General features: G+C 69.7%; 22 protein-coding genes. 12 read left to right on the top strand and 10 right to left on the bottom strand.

Going from position 1 to position 24,160, the window contains the following annotated elements; all coding sequences use genetic code 11:
• Positions 1-32: 32 nt before the first annotated feature.
• The 5 genes from IL992_RS25405 to IL992_RS25425 form a co-directional block, all read right to left on the bottom strand.
• Positions 33-2,963: a glycoside hydrolase family 3 protein gene (locus IL992_RS25405; RefSeq protein WP_193205884.1), complete on the bottom strand. Its 2,931-nt coding sequence runs from the start codon at positions 2,961-2,963 to the stop codon at positions 33-35.
• Positions 2,964-3,003: 40 nt separating this feature from the next.
• Positions 3,004-3,843: a carbohydrate ABC transporter permease gene (locus IL992_RS25410; RefSeq protein ID WP_319018815.1), complete on the bottom strand. Its 840-nt coding sequence runs from the start codon at positions 3,841-3,843 to the stop codon at positions 3,004-3,006.
• The gene (locus IL992_RS25415) at positions 3,840-4,742 is read right to left on the bottom strand and encodes a carbohydrate ABC transporter permease (protein WP_193205885.1); all 903 of its coding nucleotides are present in this window, start codon (positions 4,740-4,742) and stop codon (positions 3,840-3,842) included. The genes IL992_RS25410 and IL992_RS25415 overlap by 4 nt, the downstream gene beginning before the upstream one ends.
• Before the next feature lie 310 nt (positions 4,743-5,052).
• Entirely contained in the window at positions 5,053-6,342 is a 1,290-nt protein-coding gene (locus IL992_RS25420) for an ABC transporter substrate-binding protein (protein WP_319018816.1), read from the bottom strand.
• A gap of 50 nt (positions 6,343-6,392) precedes the next feature.
• Positions 6,393-8,675 carry a TIM-barrel domain-containing protein gene (locus tag IL992_RS25425; protein WP_193205887.1) on the bottom strand — a complete coding sequence of 761 codons (2,283 nt, stop codon included), beginning with the start codon at positions 8,673-8,675 and terminating at the stop codon, positions 6,393-6,395.
• A 158-nt stretch (positions 8,676-8,833) separates the two neighbouring features.
• Here IL992_RS25425 and IL992_RS25430 point away from each other — a divergent pair, with 158 nt between their 5' ends.
• The 3 genes from IL992_RS25430 to IL992_RS25440 all read left to right on the top strand — a co-directional run bounded on the left by IL992_RS25430 (position 8,834) and on the right by IL992_RS25440 (position 10,006).
• A complete protein-coding gene (locus IL992_RS25430) occupies positions 8,834-9,070 on the top strand; it encodes a hypothetical protein (RefSeq protein ID WP_193205888.1) in 237 nt (78 codons plus the stop codon).
• An 88-nt stretch (positions 9,071-9,158) separates the two neighbouring features.
• Positions 9,159-9,581 carry a hypothetical protein gene (locus IL992_RS25435; RefSeq protein ID WP_193205889.1) on the top strand — a complete coding sequence of 141 codons (423 nt, stop codon included), beginning with the start codon at positions 9,159-9,161 and terminating at the stop codon, positions 9,579-9,581.
• Positions 9,503-10,006 carry a hypothetical protein gene (locus tag IL992_RS25440; protein ID WP_193205890.1) on the top strand — a complete coding sequence of 168 codons (504 nt, stop codon included), beginning with the start codon at positions 9,503-9,505 and terminating at the stop codon, positions 10,004-10,006. Before IL992_RS25435 ends, IL992_RS25440 begins: the two co-directional genes overlap by 79 nt.
• A gap of 206 nt (positions 10,007-10,212) precedes the next feature.
• Here the strand turns inward: IL992_RS25440 and IL992_RS25445 are convergent, their stop codons facing one another.
• From IL992_RS25445 to IL992_RS25455, 3 genes are all read right to left on the bottom strand, one after another.
• Positions 10,213-11,304, bottom strand: coding sequence for a glycoside hydrolase family 53 protein (locus tag IL992_RS25445; RefSeq protein WP_193205891.1), 1,092 nt, complete (start codon positions 11,302-11,304; stop codon positions 10,213-10,215).
• Between the two features lie 89 nt (positions 11,305-11,393).
• Positions 11,394-12,551, bottom strand: a complete 1,158-nt coding sequence (locus IL992_RS25450) for a glycoside hydrolase family 53 protein (protein WP_193205892.1) — start codon at positions 12,549-12,551, stop codon at positions 11,394-11,396.
• 92 nt (positions 12,552-12,643) lie between these two features.
• Positions 12,644-14,641: a beta-galactosidase gene (locus IL992_RS25455; protein WP_319018817.1), complete on the bottom strand. Its 1,998-nt coding sequence runs from the start codon at positions 14,639-14,641 to the stop codon at positions 12,644-12,646.
• A 206-nt stretch (positions 14,642-14,847) separates the two neighbouring features.
• On the opposite strand from IL992_RS25455, the gene IL992_RS25460 reads away from it, so the two are divergent.
• From IL992_RS25460 to IL992_RS25475, 4 genes are read left to right on the top strand one after another with little or no spacing between them, the layout of a single operon-like run.
• On the top strand, positions 14,848-16,164 hold the full coding sequence (locus IL992_RS25460; protein WP_193205893.1) for an ABC transporter substrate-binding protein: 1,317 nt from the start codon (positions 14,848-14,850) through the stop codon (positions 16,162-16,164).
• A gap of 2 nt (positions 16,165-16,166) precedes the next feature.
• Positions 16,167-17,063, top strand: coding sequence for a carbohydrate ABC transporter permease (locus IL992_RS25465; RefSeq protein WP_193205894.1), 897 nt, complete (start codon positions 16,167-16,169; stop codon positions 17,061-17,063).
• On the top strand, positions 17,063-17,944 hold the full coding sequence (locus IL992_RS25470; RefSeq protein WP_193205895.1) for a carbohydrate ABC transporter permease: 882 nt from the start codon (positions 17,063-17,065) through the stop codon (positions 17,942-17,944). The genes IL992_RS25465 and IL992_RS25470 overlap by 1 nt, the downstream gene beginning before the upstream one ends.
• 44 nt (positions 17,945-17,988) lie before the next feature.
• Entirely contained in the window at positions 17,989-18,990 is a 1,002-nt protein-coding gene (locus IL992_RS25475; protein WP_193205896.1) for a LacI family DNA-binding transcriptional regulator, read from the top strand.
• A gap of 55 nt (positions 18,991-19,045) precedes the next feature.
• On the opposite strand, the gene IL992_RS25480 is transcribed toward IL992_RS25475, so the two are convergent.
• A complete protein-coding gene (locus tag IL992_RS25480) occupies positions 19,046-19,540 on the bottom strand; it encodes a winged helix-turn-helix transcriptional regulator (RefSeq protein WP_193205897.1) in 495 nt (164 codons plus the stop codon).
• 106 nt (positions 19,541-19,646) lie between these two features.
• On the opposite strand from IL992_RS25480, the gene IL992_RS25485 reads away from it, so the two are divergent.
• From IL992_RS25485 to IL992_RS25505, 5 genes are all read left to right on the top strand, one after another.
• Positions 19,647-21,101 carry an MFS transporter gene (locus IL992_RS25485; RefSeq protein WP_226873760.1) on the top strand — a complete coding sequence of 485 codons (1,455 nt, stop codon included), beginning with the start codon at positions 19,647-19,649 and terminating at the stop codon, positions 21,099-21,101.
• A 4-nt stretch (positions 21,102-21,105) separates the two neighbouring features.
• Positions 21,106-22,068: an RNA polymerase sigma factor SigJ gene (gene sigJ / locus IL992_RS25490; protein WP_319018818.1), complete on the top strand. Its 963-nt coding sequence runs from the start codon at positions 21,106-21,108 to the stop codon at positions 22,066-22,068.
• Positions 22,065-22,514, top strand: a complete 450-nt coding sequence (locus IL992_RS25495; protein WP_193205899.1) for a carboxymuconolactone decarboxylase family protein — start codon at positions 22,065-22,067, stop codon at positions 22,512-22,514. Before sigJ ends, IL992_RS25495 begins: the two co-directional genes overlap by 4 nt.
• Before the next feature lie 307 nt (positions 22,515-22,821).
• Positions 22,822-22,989, top strand: a complete 168-nt coding sequence (locus IL992_RS25500; protein WP_167538755.1) for a hypothetical protein — start codon at positions 22,822-22,824, stop codon at positions 22,987-22,989.
• Positions 22,990-23,076: 87 nt separating this feature from the next.
• Positions 23,077-23,712, top strand: coding sequence for a pyridoxamine 5'-phosphate oxidase family protein (locus IL992_RS25505; RefSeq protein ID WP_193205900.1), 636 nt, complete (start codon positions 23,077-23,079; stop codon positions 23,710-23,712).
• A 37-nt stretch (positions 23,713-23,749) separates the two neighbouring features.
• Here IL992_RS25505 and IL992_RS25510 read toward each other — a convergent pair whose 3' ends face one another.
• Positions 23,750-24,055: a hypothetical protein gene (locus IL992_RS25510; protein ID WP_193205901.1), complete on the bottom strand. Its 306-nt coding sequence runs from the start codon at positions 24,053-24,055 to the stop codon at positions 23,750-23,752.
• Positions 24,056-24,160: the final 105 nt, after the last annotated feature.

Below are 24,160 nucleotides of genomic sequence, written 5' to 3' on the forward strand. Positions count from 1 at the left end.
CGCGGGGCGTCCGTTGTCCTCCGGGGGGAGCCTCAGCTCAGCGTGAGGTCCTTGATCCGGACGTCGCCGGTGAAGACCAGGTAGACGTCCTTCACGCCGTTCGCGCCGGACACGGGAGCGGACGCGGTGGCCCAGTTGTAGATCCCGCCGGTCGCGGCGACCGGGATCGTGGCCACCTTCGCGCCGGTCGGCGAGCCGAGGCGCACCTCGACGGTCCCGCCGCCCGCGGAGGCCACGCCGGCCGTCACCGTGCGGGGCTTGCGGAGCTGGACGTCCTTGAACGCGATCCAGCCGCCGTTCGCGCCCGCCACCGCGTCACCGCGCACCTTGGTCTCGTCGACCAGGTGGATGCCCGAGTAGTCGTCGAAGTCGACCGCCCGGGTGGTCTTCGACAGGTCGCGGTGCGGGATGTTCTCACCCTTGACGTTGATCGTCGCCCGCTGGCGGATGTTCGCCGAGGACGAGCCCACGAGCACGTCGTGGGTCGCGTTCTCGACGGTCCACGTGTTCCGCGTGACGTCCCAGAACGCGAGGTCGCTCTTCTTGACGTCGAAGGCGACCGTCTTGGTCTGCCCCGGCGCCAGCGTCACCCGCTGGAACGCGCGAAGCTGCTTGACCGGCTGCTTCACCCGCGAGCGCTGCTGGTGGGTGTAGAGCTGCACGACCTCGTCGCCGGTCCGGGAGCCGGTGTTGGTCACCTTCACCGAGACCTCGTACGCGTCGCCCTTCCGCGCCGCCTTCAGGCCCTGGTAGGAGAACGACGTGTACGACAGGCCGTACCCGAACGGGTAGAGCGGCTTGCCCTGGTAGTACAGGTACGTCCGGTCCTTCTTGACGATGTCGTAGTCGAGGATGCCCGGCAGCTCGTCGGCCGACCGATACCACGTCTGCGTGAGCCGCCCGGCCGGGTTGACGTCGCCGTACAGCACGTCGGCGAGGGCGTGCCCGGTCTCGGCGCCCGCGTGGGTGGTCCACAGGATGGCCGGGACGTTGTCCTGCTCCCAGTTGATCGTGGTCGGGTAGCTGTTCTCCAGCACCACCACCGTGTTCGGATTGGCCGCCTTCACGGCCTTGACCAGCGCCTCCTGGCCCTCGGCGAGGTTCATGTCGGTGCGGTCGTGGTCCTCGCGGCCGTTGATGAACGGCATGCTGCCGACCACGACGACCACCACGTCGGCGGCCTTGGCCTTGGCGACGGCGTCGTCCACGCCCCTGGAGACGACCTCCTTGGCGTAGTGCGTGGCCTGGTCGGCCGTGGTCAGGCTGAGCGTGCCGTCGGCCGCCGCCTTGACGTACTTGTTCGGCCCGAACCAGTCGTAGGCCGTCTCGTAGCCGGCGTACCGCAGCAGAGAGGTGCCGTCGGACTGCGGCTCCAGCGTGAACTGCTCCTGCACGAACCAGCCGGACGGCTGGTCGGCGGTGTTGGCCAGCGTGGACCAGTTGGCCCGGCTGACGTACTTGCCGTTGGCCACGCTGCGCAGCGTCAGCACGCCCTGACCCCAGTCGAACGCGTCGAACTGCTCGGTGGCGCCGGCCGAGGTGGCGCTCTCCCTGAGGTCGCCGCCGGCGGCGGGTGCGCTGATGTACTTGCCGGTGGCGACGTCCTTGAGCGCGATGCGGTCGACGCCCTCGGAGGAGGCCACCGACCCCGCTCGCTCCTTGATCCCGTCGAGCGGTGTCACCTTGTACGGCAGGCTGCCCGAATACCAGTCGGTGTAGAGCACGTTGGCCAGCGGGCCGACCACGGCGACCTTCTTGCCGGGCTTCAGCGGCAGCGCACCGCCGGAGTTCTTCAGCAGCACCATCGCCTTGGCCGCGGTCTCGCGGGCCAGCTTCTGGTTCGCCGGGCTGTTGACCACGTCCTTGGTGATCTTCGCGTACGGCCCGCCGTCGGGGTCGAACTCGCCGAGCCGGAAGCGGATGCTGAGCTGGTGCCGGACCGCGTTGTCGACGTCCGCCTGCGAGAGCAGCCCCTTCGACAGCGCCTCCTTGACGGCCGCGACCGTCGGAGCGCCGTTGGTGTCGTCCACGGTGAAGCTGTCGAGCCCCGCCTTGATCAGCGCGGCGTCGGCCTCGGCCTGGGTGGCGTAGTACTTCTCGGAGTTGACCAGGTTGTTCGGCGCGCCGGCGTCGGTGACGTTGAACAGCGTCCGGCCGGTCCACGAGCGGACCACGTCGTTCAGGTCGGGGTTGACCGTGTTCGGCCGGCCGTTGACGAGGTTGTACGACGCCATCACGCCGGTCGCCGCGTCGGCCTCGATGGCCGGTTTGAAGGCCGCCTCGTCGTACTCGTGCTTCACCCGGGGCGGCAGCTCCGACGAGGAGGTGTCGCGGGTCACCTCGTTGTTGTTGGCCAGGTAGTGCTTCAGCGTGGGCGCCGTCTTCAGGTGGTCGGGGTCGTCGCCCTGCAGGCCCGAGCCGTACGCGGTGGAGATGGCGCCGGTCAGCGTCGGGTCCTCCGAGTAGCCCTCCTCGTTGCGTCCCCAGCGGGGGTCGCGCAGCAGGTTGACCACGGGCGCCCAGAGGTTGAGCCCCCACACGGTGGGGTTCTCGGCGTGGTAGCCGCGGGCCTCGTCGCCGACGGCGGAGCCGACCCGCTTGATCAGGGCCGTGTCCCAGGTGCTGGCCAGGCCGACCGCCTGGGGGAACACGGTGCCCTTGGCGGTGACCACGGCGCCGTTGTTGGTGTAGTCGGTCGACCAGGCGACGCCGTGCAGCGCCTCGGTGCCCGTCTTGAACATCTTGATGCCGAGACGGTCGATCGCGGGGGCGTACTGGTGCAGCATCGCCACCTTCTCGTCCAGCGTGAGCCGGCCGAGCAGGTCGTCGATGCGCTGGGCGAGCGGCAGCGACGGGTTCCGGAACGGATAGTCGTCGGCCGCCCTCGCGGGGCCGGCGCCCAGGCTCAGTGCCAGAGCCAGGGCGGCCGACGCGGACAGCATCGCCGAACGGCGATGGGACATTGCGCCTCCAGGTCAGGTAGTGACGCGTTACTTGGGGGTTTTACTTGATCGCGCCGACCGTGATGCCACGGGTCAGCGTGCGCTGGAAGATCAGGAAGAAGGCCACGGCGGGGATGATGCCGAGCAGCGCGGACGCGCTGGACATGGTGGCGTCCATCATCTTCTCGCCCTGCAGGACGCCCAGGGCGACCGGCACGGTCTGGTTGTCGTTGGAGATGAGGAACACCATCGGCAGGAAGAACTCGTTCCACGTCCAGATGAAGAAGAAGATGAGCAGCACCGAGAGGGTCGGGCGGCTGATGGGCACGACGATGCCCCACAGCATCCGCCACCTGCTGGCGCCGTCGAGCTCGGCCGCCTCCAGGATCCCCCGGGGGAACTGCCCGAGCACAGACGAGAGCAGGTAGGTCCCGAAGGCCGCCTGGATCACCGTGAAGATCAGGATGACGGCGAGCTTCGAGTCGTACAGCCCCACCTCCTTCGACAGGTAGTAGAGCGGGTAGACCAGCGCCTCCTGCGGCAGCGTGTTGGCGACCAGGAAGAGCACGAGGATCCACAGCCGGCCGCGGACCTTGCCGATGCCCAGCGCGTACGCGTTGAGCACCGACAGCACCACCGCGGCGACCGCGACGACGCCGCTGATCAGGAGGCTGTTCCACAGCTTCAGGCCGAAGTCGACGCGGTCCCAGAAGGCGACGATCCCGTCGAGGTAGAGCCCGTGGGGCAGGCTCAGCGGACCGCCCGAGGAGTATTCGGCCGGGGACTTGAACGCGTTGAGCGTGACGATGACGAAGGGGAAGAGCATCACGACCGCGAGCACGACCAGCGCCGCGAGCACGGCCCACCGTCCCGGCTGGCGGAAGGTGCGATCGGCGTTCACGAGTCACTCTCCTGGTCCCGCTCCTGCACCCGCAGGAAGAGGAAGGTCACCACGACGATGATCAGGGCGAGCACGGTCGCGATCGCCGAGCCGTACCCGACGTTGACCTTCTGGAAGAAGTTCAGATAGGAGAAATACGACGGCACCATGGTCGCGGAGCCGGGTCCTCCCCTGGTGAGCACGAAGATCGGCCCGAACACCTTGAGCGCCGCGATCGTGCAGGTCAGCAGCACCACGAAGATCTCCGGCCGGATCTGCGGGATCGTGATGTGCCAGAACCTGCGCCACCACGAGGCGCCGTCGATCTCGGCCGCCTCGTACAGCGAGGGATCGACCCGCTGGAGCCCGGCCATGAAGATGACGACCGGGTAGCCGAGCTGGAACCACACCATGATCGCCATGACCGTCGCCAGCGCGATGTCGGGGTCGCCCAGCCAGTTGACCTTGAGCCCGAAGATCTGGTTCACCGCGCCGTACGACGGGTGGAGCATCCAGCCCCAGACCACCCCGGCCACCGCGACGGGCAGCACCTGCGGCAGGTAGAACGCCGCACGGAGGGCCGAGGCCGTACGCCCGCCGAACCTCTTGGCGATGTAGTCGAACAGCGCGGCGGCGAGCACCAGGCCGATGATCGTCGGCACCACGGCCATCGCGATGATCAGTGCGACGTTGTGCTCGAAGGACGCCCAGAAACGCTCGTCCTTGAACAGCTTCGTGTAGTTGTCGAGCCCGATCCAGGTTGGGGTGCCGACGCCGGACCAGCGGGTGAAGCTCGTCGCCACGTTCATCAGGAACGGGACGACGATGATCGCAAGGAACAGCACCAGGCTCGGAACCAGGTAGAGCCAGTAGCCGCCCCTCCCGCGCGGGCGGGCCGCGCCCGCGCCGGGTGGTGCCATGTTCAGACCTTTCCAGAAGGGGCCCGGCGGCGGGGACCGGTCAGGCAGCCCCGCCGCCGGGGTCGGAGGGAAAGGCGGGTCCCCATGCCCGGGGACCCACCCTCGGCCTGGTGGGATGTCCACGAACCTTGGCCGGGTCGGTCACTGCGCCGGAAGGAACCTGCGGTCCTCACGAAGCCCGCTCCGCTCCACCCGCGGAAATTCCTCGCAAGCTCGGAATTTCCGCGGGGCCCGGTCTGGGCCTTCGCTCCGGTCCTCGCTCCCTTCCGCTCCGATCCCTCGATCCCGGTGAACGTTTGCGGACAGCGCACTAGTTGCCGATGTCGGCCAGGTTGTCGTTGTACGGCTGGGCGATCTCGTCCAGGACCTCTTCCGGCTTCTTGCTGCCGTTGATCAGCTCCTGGATGCCGGCGACGAGCACGTCGTAGTAGCCGGGCGCCGGCCAGTCAGGGTAGAAGGCCAGGCCGTCCTGCGTCGAGAGCTTGTTGAAGTTCTCGATCAGCTCCTTGTTCTGCGCGTCGGTGATCGCCGACGGGTCGGCCGCGACCGGGACGCCGCCCGAGTTGCCGAGCAGGTTCTGGATCTCCTTCTTCATCGTGATGTCGATGAAGTCGTAGGCGAGGTCCTTGTTCTTGGACTTCTCGGGGACGACCCACAGGTTGCCGCTGGAGCCTGGGGCGAACTGGCCGGGCCACAGGAACGAGCCCCACTTGAAGTCCTTGATCTCCTCCGCCATGCGGCCGAACCACCAGCTGCCCGACACCATGATCGGAAACTTGCCGCCGATGAAGGCCACGCCCATGTCCTCGGCCTTCATACCGGCCGAGTCCTTGCTGATGTAGCCCTTCTTCACCCAGTCGGAGAAGGTCTGGGCCGCGTAGGTGAACTCGGGACCGTGGAAGTCCACCTTGCCCTTGTAGAGCTCGAAGGAGTCGATCCAGGCGCGGTTGGCCTTGTTCAGCGCGAGCAGGTAGAACAGCTGCTGGGCGGGGTACTCGGCGCCCGCCATCGCGATCGGGGTGGTCCCCTTCTTCGCGAACGCGTCGAGCGCGGCGGTGAACTCGTCGAACGTGGTGGGCACCTTGACGCCCGCCTTATCGAACATGTCCTTGTTGTAGTAGACCATCACGTACTCGCCGTAGTTCGGCACGCCGAACCACTTGCCCGAGCCCATGATGCCCCGCTCGTCATACTTCGCGGTGGTCTGCAGCGACGGGCTGAGCAGCTTGTCCCAGCCGCGCTTGGTCGCCTGCTCCGTCAGGTCGGTGAGCAGGCCCTGCTTGGACAGCTGACCGGCCGTGGCGTTGCCCTTGTTGTACTCCATGATGTCGGGCGCCTCATCGGAGTTGAGCACCATGGACGCCGTCTTCTGGATCTGCTCGAAGCCCTTCTCCTCGAACTTCACCTTGACGCCGGGGTGGCTCGCCTCGAACTCCTTCATCGCCTGGGCCCAGGCGGTGCCCATGGCGCTGTTGCCGGTCTCGTAGTGCCAGAGGGTGAGGGTCTTGCCCTCCGCGGAGCCGCCGCTGCCGCTATCGGAATCGTCAGAGGATCCACCGCACGCGCTGAGCGCCAGCGCGGCCGCAGCCAGTGCCGCCACCGCCGCGCTCCTGCCTACTCTGAACATGGTCTTTCTCCAGGGGGTTTTGTCTAGTTGATGACGACCGCGGCGCCGGGGCCGACGAACTCGACGCCGTCGATCTGCTTGGGGCCCTCGGCGGTGACGACCAGCCTGTCGCCGTCCCGCACCGCCGTGACCCTCGTGTCCCCGTCCAGGTCCCTGATCGTCGTACGGCTCTCGCGCTCCGGCAGGCCGAAGGCGAGCAGCGAGACCCGGGGGTCGTCGGCCACCGTGTCGCCGGGCTCGGTGACCGGGATCAGCGAGCCGTGCCGTACGAACAGGGGGATCTGGTCGAGCGGCGGCGACACCGTGACGTAACGCCCGCCGTCGACGGCCTCACCCGTCCAGTAGTCCACCCACACCCCCGAGGGCAGGTAGACCTTCCGGGTGCCGTCGGCGGAGGTCATCGGGGCCACGAGCAGGTCGGTGCCGAGAAGGTACTCCAGGTCCGCCTGCCAGGCCACCGGGTCGTCCGGGTAGTCGACGCACAGCGCGCGCAGCATCGGCGCGCCCGTCTCGGCCGCGGTGACGGCCGCCGAATAGATGTACGGCATGAGCCGGTAGCGCAGCCGCAGGGCCTCGACGGCGGCCTGCTCGGCGTGCGGCGGGAACTCCCAGGGCTCCCGGGTGGTCGTGCCGTGGAACCGTACGAGCGGGGACAGCGCGGCGAACTGCGACCAGCGGATGTAGAGGTCCGGGCTGGGCGTGCCGGTGAAGCCGCCCGCGTCGTGGCTCCAGAAGGGGATGCCGGACAGGCCGTGCGACAGCCCGCCCCTGATCGTGCTGCCCATCGCGGAGTAGGTGGTGTCCACGTCGCCGCTCCACTGGGCCGAGTGACGCTGGCCACCGAGGTAGGACGAGCGGGCCCAGACCAGGCCGTGCCCGTTCGCCTCGCGGGTCACCTCCGCGACGATGTCGTTGAACAGCAGCGTGTAGACGTTGTGCAACTCGGTGCCGGTCATGCCGTTGAAGGCCACGGCGTCGGCCGGGACGCCCTCGGCGAAGTCGGTCTTGAACGCCGCCACGCCCTCGCGCAGGCGGTCGCGCAGCAGGCCCTTGAACCACTCCACCGCCTCCGGGTTGGTGAAGTCGACGATGCCGCAGGCCGGGTAGGAGCCGTGCCAGGTGTCGGCGACGTACGTCTCGCCGTCGGGCCGCTTGAGGAAGTAGCCCTTCTCCGCCGCCTCCGCGAAGGCCGGGCTGAGGTGCGAGATGTAGGAGTTCATCCAGAGGCAGACCTTGAAGCCCTGCTCCTTCAGCGTGGCGAGCATGCCCGCCGGGTCGGGGAACGTCTCGGGGTCCCACTGGAGGTCGGACCAGTGCCCGTCCGCCTGCCAGTAGCAGTCGAGGTGGAGCACGTCGCAGGGGATCCCGCGCTCCCTGATCTTCCTGGCGCGCTCGAGTACGCGCTCCTGGCTGTCCCGGAAGAAGCCCGAGGAGATCCAGGTGCCGAACGCCCACTTCGGCGGCAGTTCCGGCCGGGAGGTCAGCCCGTCGAACCGGTCGAGGATCTCGGCGGGGGTCGGCCCCGCGATCACGTAGTAGTCGATGAGGTCGTCGGGCACGATGATCTGCACGGCGCTGTGGGTGGACTGGCACATGTCGAACTCGACCGGCGTGCCGCTGTCGACGCAGATGCCGTATCCCCTGCTGGACAGGTAGAAGGGCACGTTCTTGTACGCGCGCTGTGACTCGGCGCCGAACGCGTCGAAGTTCCACATGAGCGGGCGCTGGCCGCGCTTGTCGAGCGGCGTGAACGACTCGCCGAAGCCGCCGAACGCCTCGTCGGCCGGGGCCACGAACGTGTCGTGGTAGGCGACGGGGGCGCCGTCCACGGCGGAGCGGCCGAACGGCAGCGTGCGCAGCCGGCCGCTGATGTCGGGGTGGCCCGGGTCCTGCTCCACCAGCGTCCGGCCGGCCCGGTCGGTGAAGCGCAGGTTCCAGGGGTTCAGCCGCACCTCGGCCCGCAGCGACCCGGCGTCGACCACCACCCGGCTGTGGCTCGCCTCAACGACGGCCTCGCCGTACTCGCCGGGGGTGACCATCGAGATCACGCGGGAGGACCGGGTGCGCGCGTCGGGGTCCTCCGACAGGCGCACCCGGATCACCCCCTCACCCGCGACCGTGATCTGCACGACGAGCGTCTCCTCCGCCGAGGTGGAGCCCTTGAGCGTCACGCCCTGCCCGTCGGAGGCCACCACCTCCGCGCTGGTCAGCGCGGACAGGCCCTCCTCGCCCGGCTCGCGCACCGGAAGCTCTGGAGGATCCGCCACGAAGAACTCGCGCGCGATCAATGGGGGACGGTACGGCATTGCGGCACTCCATCGGCTCATCCAGCGATTGTGGAGTTAGTTTGCCGTCCATCCCAACAAAGGTCAATGGGTCGGAGCTGCTCCGGATTTGTCCAAGTTATTCCCGTTTGTGTCTGCTTGGGGTAATGTGACCGCAATCCCCCGTCAAGGTAGGTGACATGGACAGGTTCGTGCACGTGATGCCGCTCGACGACGTGATCGACCACGAGGGCAGCCCGGAGTGTGTCTGCGGCCCGGGCGGCCAGCCCGTCACCGCCGCCGACCTCGGGGAGCCGGCCCCCCGCACGGACGGCGACGTCGTCGCGCTCGGCTGGTCCCGCCCCGCCGTGGGCGTCATCTATCAGCACCACCCGCTCAGCCCCTGCCGCGAATGGGAGGCCATCCCCGAGCACTGAGCCGTCCCGTGCCCTTAATGGCCGTCAATCACCGTCACTTTCGCGAACGCATAGTAATTGACTGACATCATTCAGTAATGTCTCGGCCATGCCCGGTATTGATCACGAGATGCCGCTCGAACTCATCCGCAACCGGCCGGAGACCGCACTGGAACTGCCGCGTCGCATGCCGGGGGTCGACATCCCGCCGCACGCCGCCGCCCGCGTGGAGACGGTCGACTGCACCCAGGCGCCGATCGAGTTCCGGGCCGATTCGGTTGTCGTGCTGCGAAACGAGACTGGAGCAGCGCTGATGGCCGTCATCGTTGAGGTCCAACTGCGCCGGGACTCCGGCAAGCGCTTCAACTGGCCGGTCTACGTCACAACCTTGCGATCCCAGCACAAGTGCGACGCCGCATTGCTGGTCATCTGCCCGGACCGGTCGATGGCCCGGTGGTGCGAGAGGACGATCCGGCTGGGCCCGAACGGCGCCATCACGCCGCTGGCGATCGACCCCAGCCGCATGCCCTGATCACCGACCCCGACCAGGCCCGCGCCTGCCCGGAACTCGCGGTGCTCTCGGCCGTGGCACACCCCGACGAGGCCGAGGACGGCCCTGCACTGGAGGCGATGCCGGCAGGGTTGAAGACCCTGGATCAGGAGCGCAGGACTCTATATTTGAACTTCGTGTTCAGATCGCTACCCGAAGTGACGATCAAGCGTCTGGAGGAGATGGTGACCACCATTCAGGACTTCGAGGACCTCGGCAAGAAGTACTTCTCCCACTGGGTGGCGGAAGGTCAGATTAAGTCGATCTTCTCGGTGTTGGACGCCCGAGGCCTGGAAATTCCCGAGGATGCGCGCGAGCGGATCCGCCGGTGCGAGGACCCGAACCAACTGGATGCTTGGGCTCGCAAGGCCGCCGTCATCACCTCGGTCGACGAACTGTTCGTCTAGTGCGCTGTCCACCAAGGTCCACCGGACTCGAGGGAGCGGAGCGGAAGGGAGCGAGGACCGGAGCGAAGGCCCAGCGGAGCGGGCTTCGCGAGGACCGGAGGTTCCTTCCGGCGCAGTGACCGACCCGGCCAAGGTTCGTAAACACCCACCAGAGCGGGCCGCCCGAGGGGTTGCACCCGCGAGACGGCCCGCTCGACTTCGGTCGGTTACGGGGCCCACCTGACGTTGGGGTTGAGGTGGCCGGTCCAGTTGAAGACGGCCATGTTGTCCCACTGGTCGCCGGTGCCGTTGATGTTCGCCGGGTCCCAGCCGTTGCCGGGCACCGCGTACCAGGTCGGCTCCCAGTAGAAGACGCCGATGGCGCCCGCGTTGCGGGCTGTGTTCTGCACCGCCGTGAACTCGGCCCCCTGTCCCTGCCAGGTGAGGCCGTACCCCGAGCAGCCCGAGGTGACCGCGTTGCTCTCCCCGTCGGCGTTGTCGGGAGTGAACGGGTAGGCCGTCTCGGCGACGACGACCGGCTTGCCGTAGCGGGAGCGCACGTCCGAGATCACGTTGTACAGGTTGGCCAGCGTGCCGTGCCACATGCAGTAGTACGACAGGCCGGTGATGTCCCAGGACACGCCCTTGGCCTTGATGCCGTCGTAGAACCAGCGGGCGTTGGCGTCACTGTCCGCGTCCGCGGTGTGGATGATCACCTGGGTGCCGGAGTTGCACGCCTTGGTCGCGTTGTAGCCGGCCTTGAGCAGCAGGCTCAGGTTCGTGAAGTCGTTGTTGACGACCTTGCCGTCGTTCCACAGCATGCCGACGTTGATCTCGTTGCCGATCTGCACGCTGTCGGGGGTGGTGCCCTGCGCCTTGAGGCTCGAGCACACGTCGTACGTGTAGTTGTAGACGTCGGTCTGGAGCTGGCTGATGCCGTGGCTCGCCCAGGCGGCCGGCTTGTACTGCTTGCCGGGATCCGCCCAGGTGTCCGAGTAATGGAAGTCGACCAGCAGCTTCAGCCCCTTGGCCTTCACCGTCTTGGCGTACTGCAGGACCTTGGCCTTGTTGTTGTAGCCGCTGACGGGGTTGTTCCAGATCCGCAGCCGGACGTAGTTGACGCCGATGCCCTTGAGGATGTCCAGCGGGTCCTTCTGGTTGCCGCTCGCGTCGTAGTACTTCGCGCCCAGGTCGAGGGAGCGCTGCACCGAGGAGACGTCGGCGCCGAGCATGGTCAGTGTGGTGGCGGCGTGCGCCGGTTGTGCGGCGGGGAGCACCGCGGCGGCGCACAGGACGAGCGCCGCGAGGAGTCTCTTCATGGGTCCTCCGGTCGAGGAGAGGATGGGTGGACGCCCCCGAACCCCCGCCGTCACGAGGTCAGGTCGTCACGGCGAGGGAGCTTCACTACTCAGCGGCGGGCGAACTCCCGCAGGGCGGGCAGCGCCCGGTCGCCGAAGCCGAACAGCGCCTGGTTCTCCCAGGCGTTGCCGGACGCGGGGTCGGCGGGATCCCAGCCGTTGCCCTTCACCCCGGTCCAGGTGGCCTCCCACCAGAAGGCCCCCAGTCCGCGCCCGCCGGGCACCGCCCGGACGACGTCCATCAGGTCGCGGGCGAACGCCGCCTGGCCCGCGGGGGTGGCCGGATATCCGGGGTACGGCTCGGCGGAAGTGACGATGTTCTCCCAGCCGTCGTCGTCGCCCGTGGTGAACGGGTAGGCCGTCTCGGCCACGACGACCGGCTTGCCGTACCGGGCGGCGACGTCGTTCAGGTTCGCCTGGAACGCGGCGAGCGTGCCGTGCCAGTACGGGTAGTACGACAGCCCGATGACGTCGTAGCGGACGCCGTGCGCGGCGGCGTTGTCGAACCACCACCGGTAGAGGCCGTTGTCGCCGCCGTCGGCCAGGTGCAGCACGACCTTGGTGTCGCCGGAGACCGCCTTGACCGCGTCATACCCGGCGTTGAGCAGGGCGGCGAGCTGCGGCCAGTTGTCCCAGCGGCCGTCGGGCCACAGCAGGCCGCCGTTGAGCTCATTGCCCACCTGCACCATGTCGGCCGTCGTCCCCTGCGCCTTCAGCGCGCTCAGCACGTCGTACGTGTGGTCGTGGAGCGCCTGCTTCAGCGCGTCGAACGACAGGGACTCCCACGCGGCGGGCTTGTTCTGCTTGCCGGGGTCGGCCCAGGAGTCGGAGTAGTGGAAGTCGACCAGCAGGCCCATGCCGAGCGCCTTGGCCCGCTTCGCGACCGCCAGCACCTGCGTCTTGGTGTTGTAGCCGTCGGCGGGGTTCACCCACACCTTGAGCCGGATGTAGTTCAGCCCGCCGTGCCGCAGGATCGCCAGCGCGTCGCCCCGCCGCCCGTCCGCGTAGCGGTACACCCCGCCGAGCGCCTCGGACTTGGCGAGACTCGACACGTCGGCGCCCCTGATCGCGAGCGGGGGGCCGCCGCCCGGCCTCCGGCCGCCGGCGTCCGGGACCGCGGCGTACGCGGGTGCCGCCGCCTCGGCCGGGACGACCGTGGCGAGGAGCGCGCCCACCGTGCACAGCAGGGCCGTCAGGAATCGAACCATCGGATCCTCCGGTCAGGAGAGGACGTCAACGGAAACCCCCCGGGCCCCCGGCGCCGCGCCGTCGGTCAGGTGCGGCGCGGCGCCGGGGGAGCTTATGTGCGGACCACCACGACGCCTCCGGCGGGCACCGTCGCCGAACCGTCGTAGGCCGCGCCGTCGAGCACTCCCGTGCCGGTCACCCCGGTCACGGTCGCCGGCTCGTCGGCATGGTTGATGAGGAACACGTGGTCGCCCCTCCGTACGAGTTCCAGCGTGTCGGGCAGGCCGCGCGGCCGGGACACGCCCGCGTGGTCGAGGACCCGGGCCACGAGCCCGCGCAGGCCGGACTCGGCGTCCAGGGCGGTGGACACATACCATGCGCTGCCCGCGCCCAGGTCGTGGCGGGTGACGGCGGGGTGCCCCGCGTCCGGCCCGTCGGCGAACTCGTGCACGGCCAGCGCCCCCGTGAGCCGTACGCGTTCGGACCAGATCCGGCCGGTCGCGGGTGAGGGGCCCGTCCTGGACGAGGACAGCGTGACCGTCTCGTGCTCGCGGAGCGGGTGGAACTCCTCGACGGCCACGCCGAGCACCTCGCGCAGCGCCCCGGGGTACGGCCCCGGGTGGATGGTGTCGTTCTCGTCCACGATGCCGGAAAAGTACGACACGAGCAGGTGCCCGCCCGCCTCCACGTAGCGATGCAGGTTCTTCGCCGGCGCCTCGCCGAGCAGGTAGGAGCTGGGCGCGACGACCAGCCGGTACGGCGACAGGTCGGCCGACGGGTGGACGAAGTCGACGGTGACGTGCTCGCGCCACAGCGCCTCGTAGTAGGCCTCGATCCGTTCCCGGAAGCGCAGGTCGGCCGAGGGCCGCCACTCGAATTCGAGCGCCCAGTAGGACTCCCAGTCCCACACCACGGCGACGTCGGCCGTCACCCGCGCACCCCTGACCCCGGCGAGCCTGCGCAGGTCCGCGCCGAGCGCGACCACGTCGCGCCAGATCCGGGAGTCGGTCCCGGCGTGCGGCACCATCGCCGAGTGGAACTTCTCCGCGCCGTATCGGGAGGCGCGCCACTGGAAGAACATCGCCGAGTCCGAGCCGCGCGCCACGTGGGCGAGGGTGTTGCGGCGCATCTCCCCCGGCCGTTTGGCGAGGTTGCGCGGCTGCCAGTTGACCGCGCCCGTCGAGTGCTCCATCAGCATCCAGGGGCGGCCCCCGGCCACCGATCGGGTCAGGTCGGCGGCCATGGCGAGCTCGATGTGCGGGTCGGCCCGGCCCGAGTCGAGGTAGTGGTCGTTGGCGACCACGTCGACCTCCGCCGCCCAGCGCCAGTAGTCCATGGGCTTGCAGTTGGGGATCATGAAGTTGGTCGTGACGGGCAGGTCGCTGAACCGGCGGATCGTCTCACGCTCCCTGCGGAAGCAGGCGATGTGCGCGTCGACCGAGAACCGCATGAAGTCGAGCTGGAGCCCGGTGAGCAGGCCGACCGGCGCGGTGACGGGCGGCTCGACCTCCTCGAACGAGCCGTAGGTCAGGCCCCAGAAGGTGGTGCCCCAGGCGGCGTTGAGCGCGCCCACGTCTCCGTACCTGTCCCGCAGCCAGGCGCGGAACGCCTCGGCCGAGGTCGGGCAGTAGCAGTGGGCGTTGGCCCAGCCGTACTCGTTGTGCACGTGCCACATGGCCAGGGCGGGGTGGCCGGCGTACCGCGCGGCGAGGGTGGCGACCACCCGCTCGGACGCCGCGGCGTAGTCGGGTGAGCTGGGGCAGAAGCTGTGCCGGGAGCCGCCACCGAGCACGTGGCCCTCCCGGTCCACCAAGCGGCTGCCGGGGTAGCGGCGGCGGAACCACGCGGGCGGCGACGAGGTGGGGGTGGCGAGGTCGGCGTACACCCCGGCCGAGTGCAGCAGGTCGAGGATCCGGTCGAGCCGGGAGAAGTCGTACTCGCCCTCCTGCGGCTCGATCAGTCCCCAGTTGAAGACGCCGACGGTGACCAGGTTCACCCCGGCCTCGCGCATCAGGCGGACGTCCTCACGCCACACCTCCTCCGGCCACTGCTCGGGGTTGTAGTCCCCGCCGTAGGCGAGGCCCTCGGGCAGGACGGGATATCCGGGCACGTCTCCCCCTCGACTCTGCTTCTGTGAACGTGCACAGTAGCGCACAACCGTCTCGCCGAGAAGGTGCGAGTGATCCGTGCTGATCAGCCGGGGTCGTTAACAACCGCGTAACGACCATTGACAGCACGGAAGGGACCTTTCAGTCTGTGAACGCTCCCAGACGCTTCAGCCTCTTATCCCCCTCCCCACCCCGCCTGGAGGAACATATGCGCGTGAACCGGTTAGTAGCGGCGGCGGTCGCGATCCTCACCGCCACGCTCTCGACGGCCTGCTCGGGCGGCTCCGACGAGCCGTCCACCCAGGCCGCGAGCCAGAGCGCGGCGCCGGCCGGCCCGGTGAAGCTGACCTACTGGACCTGGGTCCCGAACATGGACAAGATCGTCGCGGTGTGGAACCAGGCCCACCCCGACATCCAGGTCACGGTCAGCAAGCAGGCGGGGGGCGACGACGCGGCGGCCAAGTTCCTCACCGCCGCCAAGGCGGGCAACCCGCCCGACCTGGTCCAGGCCGAGTATCAGATGCTGCCCTCCTTCGTCGCCGCCGACGCCGTGGCCGACCTCAAGGCGGAGACCGCGCAGACGAAGGCCGAGTTCGGCGAGGGCATCTGGGGGCTGGTGACCCTCGGCACCGACGCCGTCTACGCGGTCCCCCAGGACAGCGGGCCGATGATGCTCTACTACCGGAAGGACCTGTTCGAGAAGTACGGCATCGAGGTGCCGAAGACCTGGGACGAGTACGCCGAGACCGCCCGCGCCGTGCACAAGAAGGACCCCAAGGTCTTCCTCGGCACGTTCTCCAGCAAGGACCCGGGCTGGTTCGCCGGGCTCGCCCAGCAGGCGGGCGCGCAGTGGTGGTCGATCAGCGGCGACGCATGGAAGGTCGCGGTGAACGACGAGGCCACCAAGAAGGTCGCCTCCTACTGGGGCGGCCTGGTGAAGGAGGGCGTCATCGACGGCATGCCCTACTTCACCCCCGAGTGGAACAAGGCGCTCAACGACGGCAAGCTGCTCACCTGGCCGTCGGCCGTGTGGGGCCCGGGCGTGCTGTCCAGCAACGCGCCGAAGGCCAAGGGCAAGTGGGCCATCGCCCCGCTGCCGCAGTGGAACGCGGGTGAGAACTACAGCGGCTTCTGGGGCGGCTCTTCCACCGCCGTCGCCGCCAAGTCGCCCAACAAGGCGGCCGCCGCGAAGTTCGCCACCTGGCTGAACACCGACGCGCAGGCGCTCGGGCTGCTGATCAAGGAGGGCGCGGTCTACCCGGCCTCCACCAAGGGCGCCGCGCTGATGACCGACGCTCCCGACTACTTCTCCAACCAGCCCGACTTCTGGAAGCAGGCGGCCGACATCGGCGCCTCCGCCCGCGGCTTCACCTTCGGCCCCAATGTGGGCGTGACGTACAACGCCTACAAGGACGCCTTCGACAAGGCCGTCGCCGCCAAGTCCGACTTCGCCGCCGCCGTCCAGAGCATGCAGGACGCCACCGTCGCCGACATGCAGAAGACCGGCTTCACCCTCGCCCAGTGACGATGCGATCTCCGAATAAGGGCGCCCGCGCCGGCCGCGCGGGCGCCGTGCCCTACCTGTTCCTCGCCCCGGCGATGGCGCTGTTCGCGCTCTTCATGGCCCTGCCGATCGGCTACACGATCTATCTGAGCCTGCGGCGCACCAAGGTCTCCGGCCTGGGCCTCGGCAAGGGGGCCCGCACGGAGGTCTTCGCCGGGCTGGCCAACTACGCCGCCGCCGTCGGCGACGGCGAGCTGTGGGCCGGTTGGCTGCGGGTCATCGCGTACGGAGCCCTCGTGCTCGCGCTGATGCTGGGGCTCGCCCTCGTGTTCGCGCTGATGCTCGACGCGGCGCACGTGCGGCTCGCCCGCCTGACCCGGATCTCGATCTTCCTGCCGTACGCCGTGCCGGGCGTGGCGGCGACGCTGATGTGGGGCTTCCTCTACCTGCCCAGCCTCAGCCCGTTCGGCGAGCACCCCTTCCTGAGCGCCGACCTGGTGACGTTCTCGATGGCGAACGTGGCGGTCTGGGGCGGCACCGGCTTCAACATGCTGGTGCTCTACACGAACCTGCGGGCCGTGCCGCGGGAGTACTACGAGGCGGCCAGGATCGACGGCGCGAGCGAGCTGGGCATCGCGCTGCGCATCAAGATTCCGATCCTGGTGCCGTCGATCATCCTGACCACCGTGTTCTCCGTCATCGCGACCGTCCAGGTGTTCACGGAACCGACCACCCTGCGGCCGCTGACGAACACGATCAGCTCGACCTGGAGCCCCTTGATGAAGGTGTACCGCGACGCGTTCGTCACCGGCGACCTGTACTCGGCCGCCGCGACGTCCATGGTGATCGCCGGGATCTCCCTCGTGCTGTCGTTCGGTTTCCTGCGGGTCGTGAAGAACCGCGCGTTCGGGGAGAGCTGATGGCCGCCACCGCACTGCCGAGAACCCGCGGGCACGCCCGCCCTTCGGCGCGCCGACCGCTGGGGATCGTGCCGACCGGCGTGCTCGTGCTGGGCGCGATCTACACCCTGTTTCCGGTGAGCTGGGTGGTGGTCGCGGCCACCAAGTCCAAGGCCGAGCTGTTCTCCACCTCGACCTTCGCGCCCGGCACCGGCCTGCTGTCCAACCTGGCCGACCTGTTCGCCTACCGCGACGGCGTCTTCTGGCTCTGGATGCTCAACACGGTCCTGTACGCCGGGGGCGGCGCCGTGCTGTCGACGGCGGTGTCCACGATCTCGGGGTACACGCTGGCGAAGTACTCCTTCCCCGGCCGCGGCCTGATCTTCAACCTGCTCATCGGCGGCATCCTGGTGCCGTCGGTCGTGCTGGCGATCCCGCAGTATCTGCTGTTCTCCAAGGCCGGCCTGGCCGACACGTACTGGTCGGTGCTGCTGCCCCAGATCCTGCACCCGTACAGCATCTATCTGGCCAGGATCTACTCGCAGGCGGCGATACCCGGCTCGCTGCTGGAGGCGGGCCGGCTGGACGGGGCCGGCGAGTGGCGGCTGTTCCGCCAGGTGGCGCTGCCGCTGCTGACGCCGGGCATGGTGACGATCTTCCTGTTCCAGTTCGTCGCGATCTGGAACAACTTCCTGCTGCCGTTCATCATGCTGGGCGACGACCACAGGTTCCCGCTGACGGTCGGCCTCTACACGCTGCTCGCCGCGGGCGCCAACCAGCCGTCGCTGTACAACCTGATCATCACGGGGACGATGCTGTCGCTCATCCCGCTGATCGCGCTGTTCCTCACCATGCAGCGCTACTGGCGTACGGACCTGTCCGGCGGGGCCGTGAAAAGCTGATGGGCGCGGGGGAACACGCCGATCGGCGGGGGGAAAATACGACCATGGTGAAGCGTCCGACCATTCACGACGTGGCTGCGGCGGCGGGCGTCTCCCGAGGCACCGTCTCCCGGGTGCTCAACGACGACCGGTACGTGAGCCCGGCCGCCCACGCCGCCGTCCGCCGGGCCATCGCCGAGACCGGCTACATCGTCAACCGCAACGCCCGCAGCCTGGTCACCCAGCGCACCGGGTCGGTGGTGATGGTGCTGTCCGAGCCGCACGAGAAGGTCTTCGAGGACCCGAACTACAGCACCACCATCCGCACGGCCATCAGGCGGCTCGGCGAGCGGGACGTCTCCCTGGTCATCATGCTGGCCGGGGACGACGGCGACCGCGAGCGCGTGGTGCGCTACGTGCGCGGCGGCCACGCCGACGGCGTGCTGCTGATGTCCACACACGCGGGCGACCCGATGGTGGACGAGCTGGAGTCGATGCGCATCCCGGCGGTCGCCTGCGGGGCCGTCGTCGGGAAGGAGAACGTGATCCCCTACGCGGCGGCCGACGACCGCGAGGGCGCCCGGCAGATGACCCGCCACCTGGTCGAGCAGGGCCGCAGGAAGATCGCCACGATCACCGGCCCGATGGACACCCCGGGCGGCATCCAGCGCCTGGAGGGGTTCGCCGACGTGCTCGGCAGGAAGGCCTCCAGGAAGCTCATCGAGCACGGCGACTGGACCCAGCTCAGCGGCGAGAGCGCGATGGCGCGGCTGCTCGAGCGCACACCCGCCCTCGACGCGGTCTTCGTGGCCTCCGACCTCATGGCGGCCGGCGCGCTGTCCACGCTGCGCGCGGCCGGACGGCGGGTGCCCGACGACGTGGCCGTGGGCGGCTTCGACGACTCGTCGGTCGCCGCCACCACGCACCCGCCGCTCACCACGATCCGCCAGCCGCTCGCCGACGTCGCGGAGGAGACCGTACGGCTGCTGCTCGCGCTCATCGACGGAGGCGGCCCGGTGGACCCGGTGATCCTGCCCACCCGCCTCATCGTGAGGGAGTCGGCCTGAGACCGCGTCCCCGGGCGGCCCGTGCTCGCCCTGGTTCGGGCGCCTTCGCCGGCGGTCAGCCCCTGATGGGCAGGGCCGCGCGGGCGACGGCCAGGCGTTCGGCCTCCGCGCGCTCGGCGGCCTCCTGCTCTGCGGCCACGCGCCGGTCGTACGCGGCGCGGGCCGCGGCGATGGCGTTCTGGTGCTCCTCGGTCCAGACGACCAGGGCACGGATGGTGGCGTGCAGAGTCGCGCCCATCGGCGTCAGCGCGTAGTCCACGCGCGGCGGGACGGTCGGGTGCACCGTCCGGCTCACCAGCCCGTCGCGTTCGAGATGCCGCAGCGTGCGGGCCAGCATCCGCTGGCTGACCCCGTCGATCGCGCGGCGCAACTCGGTGAAGCGCAGGCTCCGCTTGTCGAGCAGCGCGATCACCAGGAGCGACCACTTGTCGGCGATACGGTCGAGGATCTGCCGCACCTCGCAGTCCGCGCGCCGGTCCCATTGGAGGACGTCGTCGTCGACGCCGGTATCCGCGCAGTTACCGAGGGACTCGAAAGTGCCGTCTTCCATGGTCACCGATAGTGCCTGACGATGCAGTCGGTTACAAGACGGAACCGGCAGGCACTCGGGGAACCGCTCCGGGACCGGTTCCCCGACGAGATGGAGCCGGACTCCGATGTCCAATTCCATGGGCGGAATCGCCGCCCGCCACCCCGCCCGCATGACGGGACGCGCGTGGGGCGTGCTGCTGGTGTTGTGCGGCGCGATCTTCCTGGAGGGGATCGACGTCGCGATGCTGAACGTGGCGCTGCCGTCGATCCGGGCCGACCTGGGCCTGTCCACCGGGACGCTCAGCGGCGTGGTCAGCGCCTACGTGCTCGGCTACGGCGGGTTCATGCTGCTCGGCGGGCGCGCCGCCGACCTGCTGGGCCACCGGCGGATGTTCCTGCTGTGGCTGGCCGTCTTCCTGGTCTTCTCCGGGCTCGGCGGGCTCGCCACTCAGGGCTGGATGCTGCTGGCCGCACGGTTCGTCACGGGGGTCGCGGCCGCGTTCATGGCACCCGCCGGGTTGGCGCTGGTCACGTCCAACTTCCCGGAGGGACCGGTGCGCACCAAGGCGCTCGGCGTGTACGCGGGCACGGCGGCGGGCGGGTTCTCGCTCGGCCTGGTCGCCGGCGGCGTGCTCACCGCGTTCGGCTGGCGGTGGGTGTTCTTCGCGCCGGTCATCCTGTCCGCGCTGATCCTGGGGGCGGCGCTGGCCCTCGTCCGCGACACGGGTGGCGAGCGCCCCTCGGGCGGCTTCGACCTGGCGGGGGCGTTGGCCGTCACGGGGGCCATGTTGCTCCTCGTGTATGGGATGGTCCGGTTGGAGCACCCCGGCGACGGCCCCGGCCTGACCGCCGGCGCGATCGCGGCGGGGCTGGCGCTGCTGGGGCTGTTCGTCGCGATCGAGCGGCGGTCGTCGTCACCCCTGGTGCGGCTGGGCATCCTGCGCACCGCGCCGCTGGTGCGGGTGAACGCGGCGGCGCTGCTGTTCCTGTTCGCGTTCGCGGGGTTCCAGTTCCTGATCACCCTGTATCTGCAGGAGTGGCGCGGCTGGAACACGATGCAGACCGGCCTGGCCATGCTGGTGATCGGGATCGACACGGTGCTCGCGCCGACGCTGACGCCGCGCCTGGTGAACCGCTTCGGCAACACCCGGGTGCTGTTCTGCGGCATCGTCCTCGCGGCGGTCGCGTACGCGCTCTTCCTGCCCGTGGGGATGGACTGGACCTACGCCGCCATGCTTCCGGCACTGCTCCTGCTCGGCCTGTCCTTCTCGCTGGCGTACGGCCCGCTGACCATGGCCGCGACGGAGGGCGTCGACGAGGACGAGCACGGCCTGGCGGGCGGCCTGCTCTACACGGCGATGCAGTTCGGCACGGCGCTCGGGCTGTCGGCCGTCACCGCCGTAAGCGTCGCGGCCGGGCCGGGGCCGGACGCGCTGCGGACCGCGCTGGTGGTCCCGGTGGCGGCGGCGGTGCTCGGCGCGGTCGTCGTCGCGTTCGGCCTCCGCGCTCCCGGCGGGGCCTCGGCCCCGGCTCAGGACGCCCCGCGAGCGCAGCCGCTGCAGAGGGATGTCACACACTGAGGAGGTGTCTCGTCCTCAGTACGTGAACGACCATGACGGCGGGGTGGTTACCGGCCTGGACGCCGAGTTCCAGGCGATGCGGCCAAGGCTGCTCGGCGTCGCGTACGGCCTGCTCGGCAGCCTCGACGAGGCCGAGGACGTCGTGCAGGACGCCTGGCTGCGGCTGCGGTCTTCCAGGGCGAGCGACGGCGGCGACGAGATCAGGGACGTGACCGGCTGGCTGGTCGTCACGGTCTCCCGGCTCGCTCTCGACGTGCTGCGCTCGGCGCGGCACCGCCGGGAGGAGTACGTGGGACCGTGGCTGCCCGAGCCTATTCTCACCGGGCCCATTCTCGCCGGGCCCGTTCTCGCTCAGCCCGACCCCGCCGAGCGGGTGACCCTGGACGAGTCGCTGAGCATGGCGATGCTCGTCGTGCTGGAATCGCTCAGCCCGGCCGAGCGGACGGCGTTCGTGCTGCACGACGTGTTCGGCCTGACGTTCACCGAGGTGGGCGAGGCGGTCGGGCGCAGTCCGGCGGCCTGCCGGCAGCTCGCCGCCCGGGCGCGGGCGCACGTCGCGTCACGCGCGCCCCGGTTCGACGTGGACCCCTCCGAGCATCGGCGGGTGGTGCACGCCTTCGCCCGGGCCTGCCTCGGCGACGACATGGACGCGCTGGTCGCGCTGCTCGACCCGGACGTCGTCCTGCGCAGCGACGGCGGCGGCCGGGTGCGTGCCGGGAGGCGGCCCGTCTTCGGAGCGGCCAAGGTGGCCAGGCTGCTGTTCGGCATCCGCAGGTTCGGCCGGTTCGAGCTGGTCCCGGTTGTCGTGAACGGCTGGCCGGGCCTGCTGCGCTACCACGGCGACCGGCTGGTCTCCGTGCTCGGCCTCACCGTCGCGGACGGCCGGGTCACCGCCGTCGACATGGTCCTGAACCCGGAGAAACTCGCCCGCGTGACGCGGGCCGACGAGACGAGGAGATCACGGTGATCGAGAGGATCAACGTCCGCGAGCTGGCTCCCGAGGCGTACCAGGCCATGCTCGGGGTGGAGCGTTTCCTGCACGAATGCGGCGTGCCCCACGCCACCCTGGAACTCGTCAAGATCCGGGCCAGCCAGATCAACGGCTGCGCCTTCTGTCTCGACATGCACTGCCGGGATGCCAAGAAGGCCGGCGAGAGCGACGAGCGCCTGTGGTCGGTGGCCGCCTGGCGGGAGGCGCCGTACTACACCGACGCCGAGCGGGCCGCGCTGGCGCTGAGCGAGGCCGCGACCCGGCTCGCCGACCGGCCCGACCCCGTGCCGGACGAGATCTGGGCGGATGCGGCCGAGCACTACACCCAGGAGCAGCTGGCCGCGCTGGTCGTCGCCATCGCGCAGATCAACGCGTGGAACCGGATCTGCGTCGTGAGCCGCAAGGTCCCCGGCTCCCTCTGAACGAAAACAGGAGGACGGCGGCACACGGGGCGAATAGTCTGCCTACGTCATGGAAGGAGGAAGGGCCATGAGACGCACCACGATCCGCAGGCCCCGCCGCGTCCGCCGTCCCGCCGCCGATCTCGACCTGCGCACCCCCTCCGGCCGGCCACTTCCGTACTGAGCTGCGCTTCCAGAGGCCCTCATGCAGAGGCTCTCGTGCTCCCAGAGGCTGCTGTGACACCCGAGTCTTTACGCCCCTTTTACCAAGCCTCCGATATCTATACCGGAAAGGTCACGGAACCATCACGGTCGGGGGGAAACGAACATGGTCACGGTGGTGCCGTCGCTCGCCAAGGTCAGGGACATCAGGACCGCGCTGCGCCGCAGGCCCGCGCGGGACAGGAGGGACCGGAAGATCGTCGATCTCAAGGCCTACACGGGCGGGAACGTCATCCGGTTCCCGAGGACGTCCGGGCCGACGTCCGCCGCCTGAGCCGGTTCTTCCGCAGAGATCCACGAGACGGCCCGTCCGGCATCCCTGCCGGGCGGGCCGCGGCTTTTACTGGTTGAATGTCGCCTTATGAGTGATCTGTCCGCAACCGAGCGGACCCGGCACCGCCGGCTACGGGAGCAGGGCCGCACCGACCGGGAGGCGCTGTTCGAGGTGCTCCGGGCCGGGTTCGTCTGCCATCTCGGCGTCGTCGTGGACGGCGACCCCATGGTGGTCCCCACGGTGTACGGCTTCGACGACGACCAACTGTACGTGCACGGCTCGGTGGCCAGCCGCAGCCTCACCCGGGGCACGACGGTCTGCGTGACGATCACCCACGTCGACGGCCTCGTGCTGGCCCGGTCGGTCTTCGAGCACGGCGTGAACTACCGCAGCGCGATGATCTACGGTGTGCCGCGCGTGCTTGAGGACGACGAGAAGCTGCCCGCCCTGCGGTGCCTGACCGAGCACGTCACCCCCGGCCAGTGGGAGTACGCCCGGCAGCCGAACCGCAAGGAACTGGCCGCCACGACGATCCTCGCCCTCCCGCTCGCCGAGGCGTCGGTCAAGGTGCGCGAGGGCCACCCGGACGACGCCGACGACCAGCACGACGTGTGGGCCGGGATCCTGCCGCTCACCCGGTCGTGGCAGGCGCCCGTGACCGACCCGCAGGCAGCCGCCCATCCCGTCCCGCCGCACATCCTCGCCCGCACCACGCCCCACTGACCGCGGCGCCGTACGATCCGGCGAGCCGGGGTTCGTCTCACCGGACCGGCAGCCACACCGTGCCCGAGCCCCGGTCGCGGGTCAGCGTGATCTCCCAGCAGCCCGGCTTGGGGAAGACGAAGCCGGTGCCCCACTCCTGACCGGGCCGGTGCCAGGTCGATCCGCCGTGTGCCTCGGGTCCCCAGGTCGGCCTGGCGGCGGTGCCGTCGGGGAGCGCGGCGGTCACGCGCAACGGCCCCTCACCCGTCATCCGCCACACGATCTTGACCTCCCGCCCGGCGGCGAACGGCAACGGCGCGAACATCAGTCCCCACACCTCGGCTCCCCGCCCGATGCCCCGCACCTCGGGCAGTGCGTTCGCCGTGCTGCCGGCCGTCCGTTCACAGGACCCCTGAGCGGGGACCGACGCAGGGACCGACGTGGGGACCGGCGCAGGGACCGACGCAGG

It is taken from the genome of Microbispora sitophila, assembly GCF_014892245.1.
In the GTDB taxonomy this organism is placed as follows: Bacteria; Actinomycetota; Actinomycetes; order Streptosporangiales; family Streptosporangiaceae; genus Microbispora; species Microbispora siamensis.

Coding starts and splice junctions, on each gene's coding strand:
- IL992_RS25475 (WP_193205896.1), top strand. CDS start 17,989: ATGGTGAAGCGTCCGACCATTCACGACGTGGCTGCGGCGGCGGGCGTC.
- IL992_RS25450 (WP_193205892.1), bottom strand. CDS start 12,551: ATGGTTCGATTCCTGACGGCCCTGCTGTGCACGGTGGGCGCGCTCCTC.
- IL992_RS25470 (WP_193205895.1), top strand. CDS start 17,063: ATGGCCGCCACCGCACTGCCGAGAACCCGCGGGCACGCCCGCCCTTCG.
- IL992_RS25465 (WP_193205894.1), top strand. CDS start 16,167: ATGCGATCTCCGAATAAGGGCGCCCGCGCCGGCCGCGCGGGCGCCGTG.
- IL992_RS25445 (WP_193205891.1), bottom strand. CDS start 11,304: ATGAAGAGACTCCTCGCGGCGCTCGTCCTGTGCGCCGCCGCGGTGCTC.
- IL992_RS25460 (WP_193205893.1), top strand. CDS start 14,848: ATGCGCGTGAACCGGTTAGTAGCGGCGGCGGTCGCGATCCTCACCGCC.
- IL992_RS25430 (WP_193205888.1), top strand. CDS start 8,834: ATGGACAGGTTCGTGCACGTGATGCCGCTCGACGACGTGATCGACCAC.
- IL992_RS25435 (WP_193205889.1), top strand. CDS start 9,159: ATGCCCGGTATTGATCACGAGATGCCGCTCGAACTCATCCGCAACCGG.
- IL992_RS25480 (WP_193205897.1), bottom strand. CDS start 19,540: ATGGAAGACGGCACTTTCGAGTCCCTCGGTAACTGCGCGGATACCGGC.
- IL992_RS25425 (WP_193205887.1), bottom strand. CDS start 8,675: ATGCCGTACCGTCCCCCATTGATCGCGCGCGAGTTCTTCGTGGCGGAT.
- IL992_RS25505 (WP_193205900.1), top strand. CDS start 23,077: ATGAGTGATCTGTCCGCAACCGAGCGGACCCGGCACCGCCGGCTACGG.
- IL992_RS25500 (WP_167538755.1), top strand. CDS start 22,822: ATGGTCACGGTGGTGCCGTCGCTCGCCAAGGTCAGGGACATCAGGACC.
- IL992_RS25415 (WP_193205885.1), bottom strand. CDS start 4,742: ATGGCACCACCCGGCGCGGGCGCGGCCCGCCCGCGCGGGAGGGGCGGC.
- IL992_RS25405 (WP_193205884.1), bottom strand. CDS start 2,963: ATGTCCCATCGCCGTTCGGCGATGCTGTCCGCGTCGGCCGCCCTGGCT.
- IL992_RS25485 (WP_226873760.1), top strand. CDS start 19,647: ATGTCCAATTCCATGGGCGGAATCGCCGCCCGCCACCCCGCCCGCATG.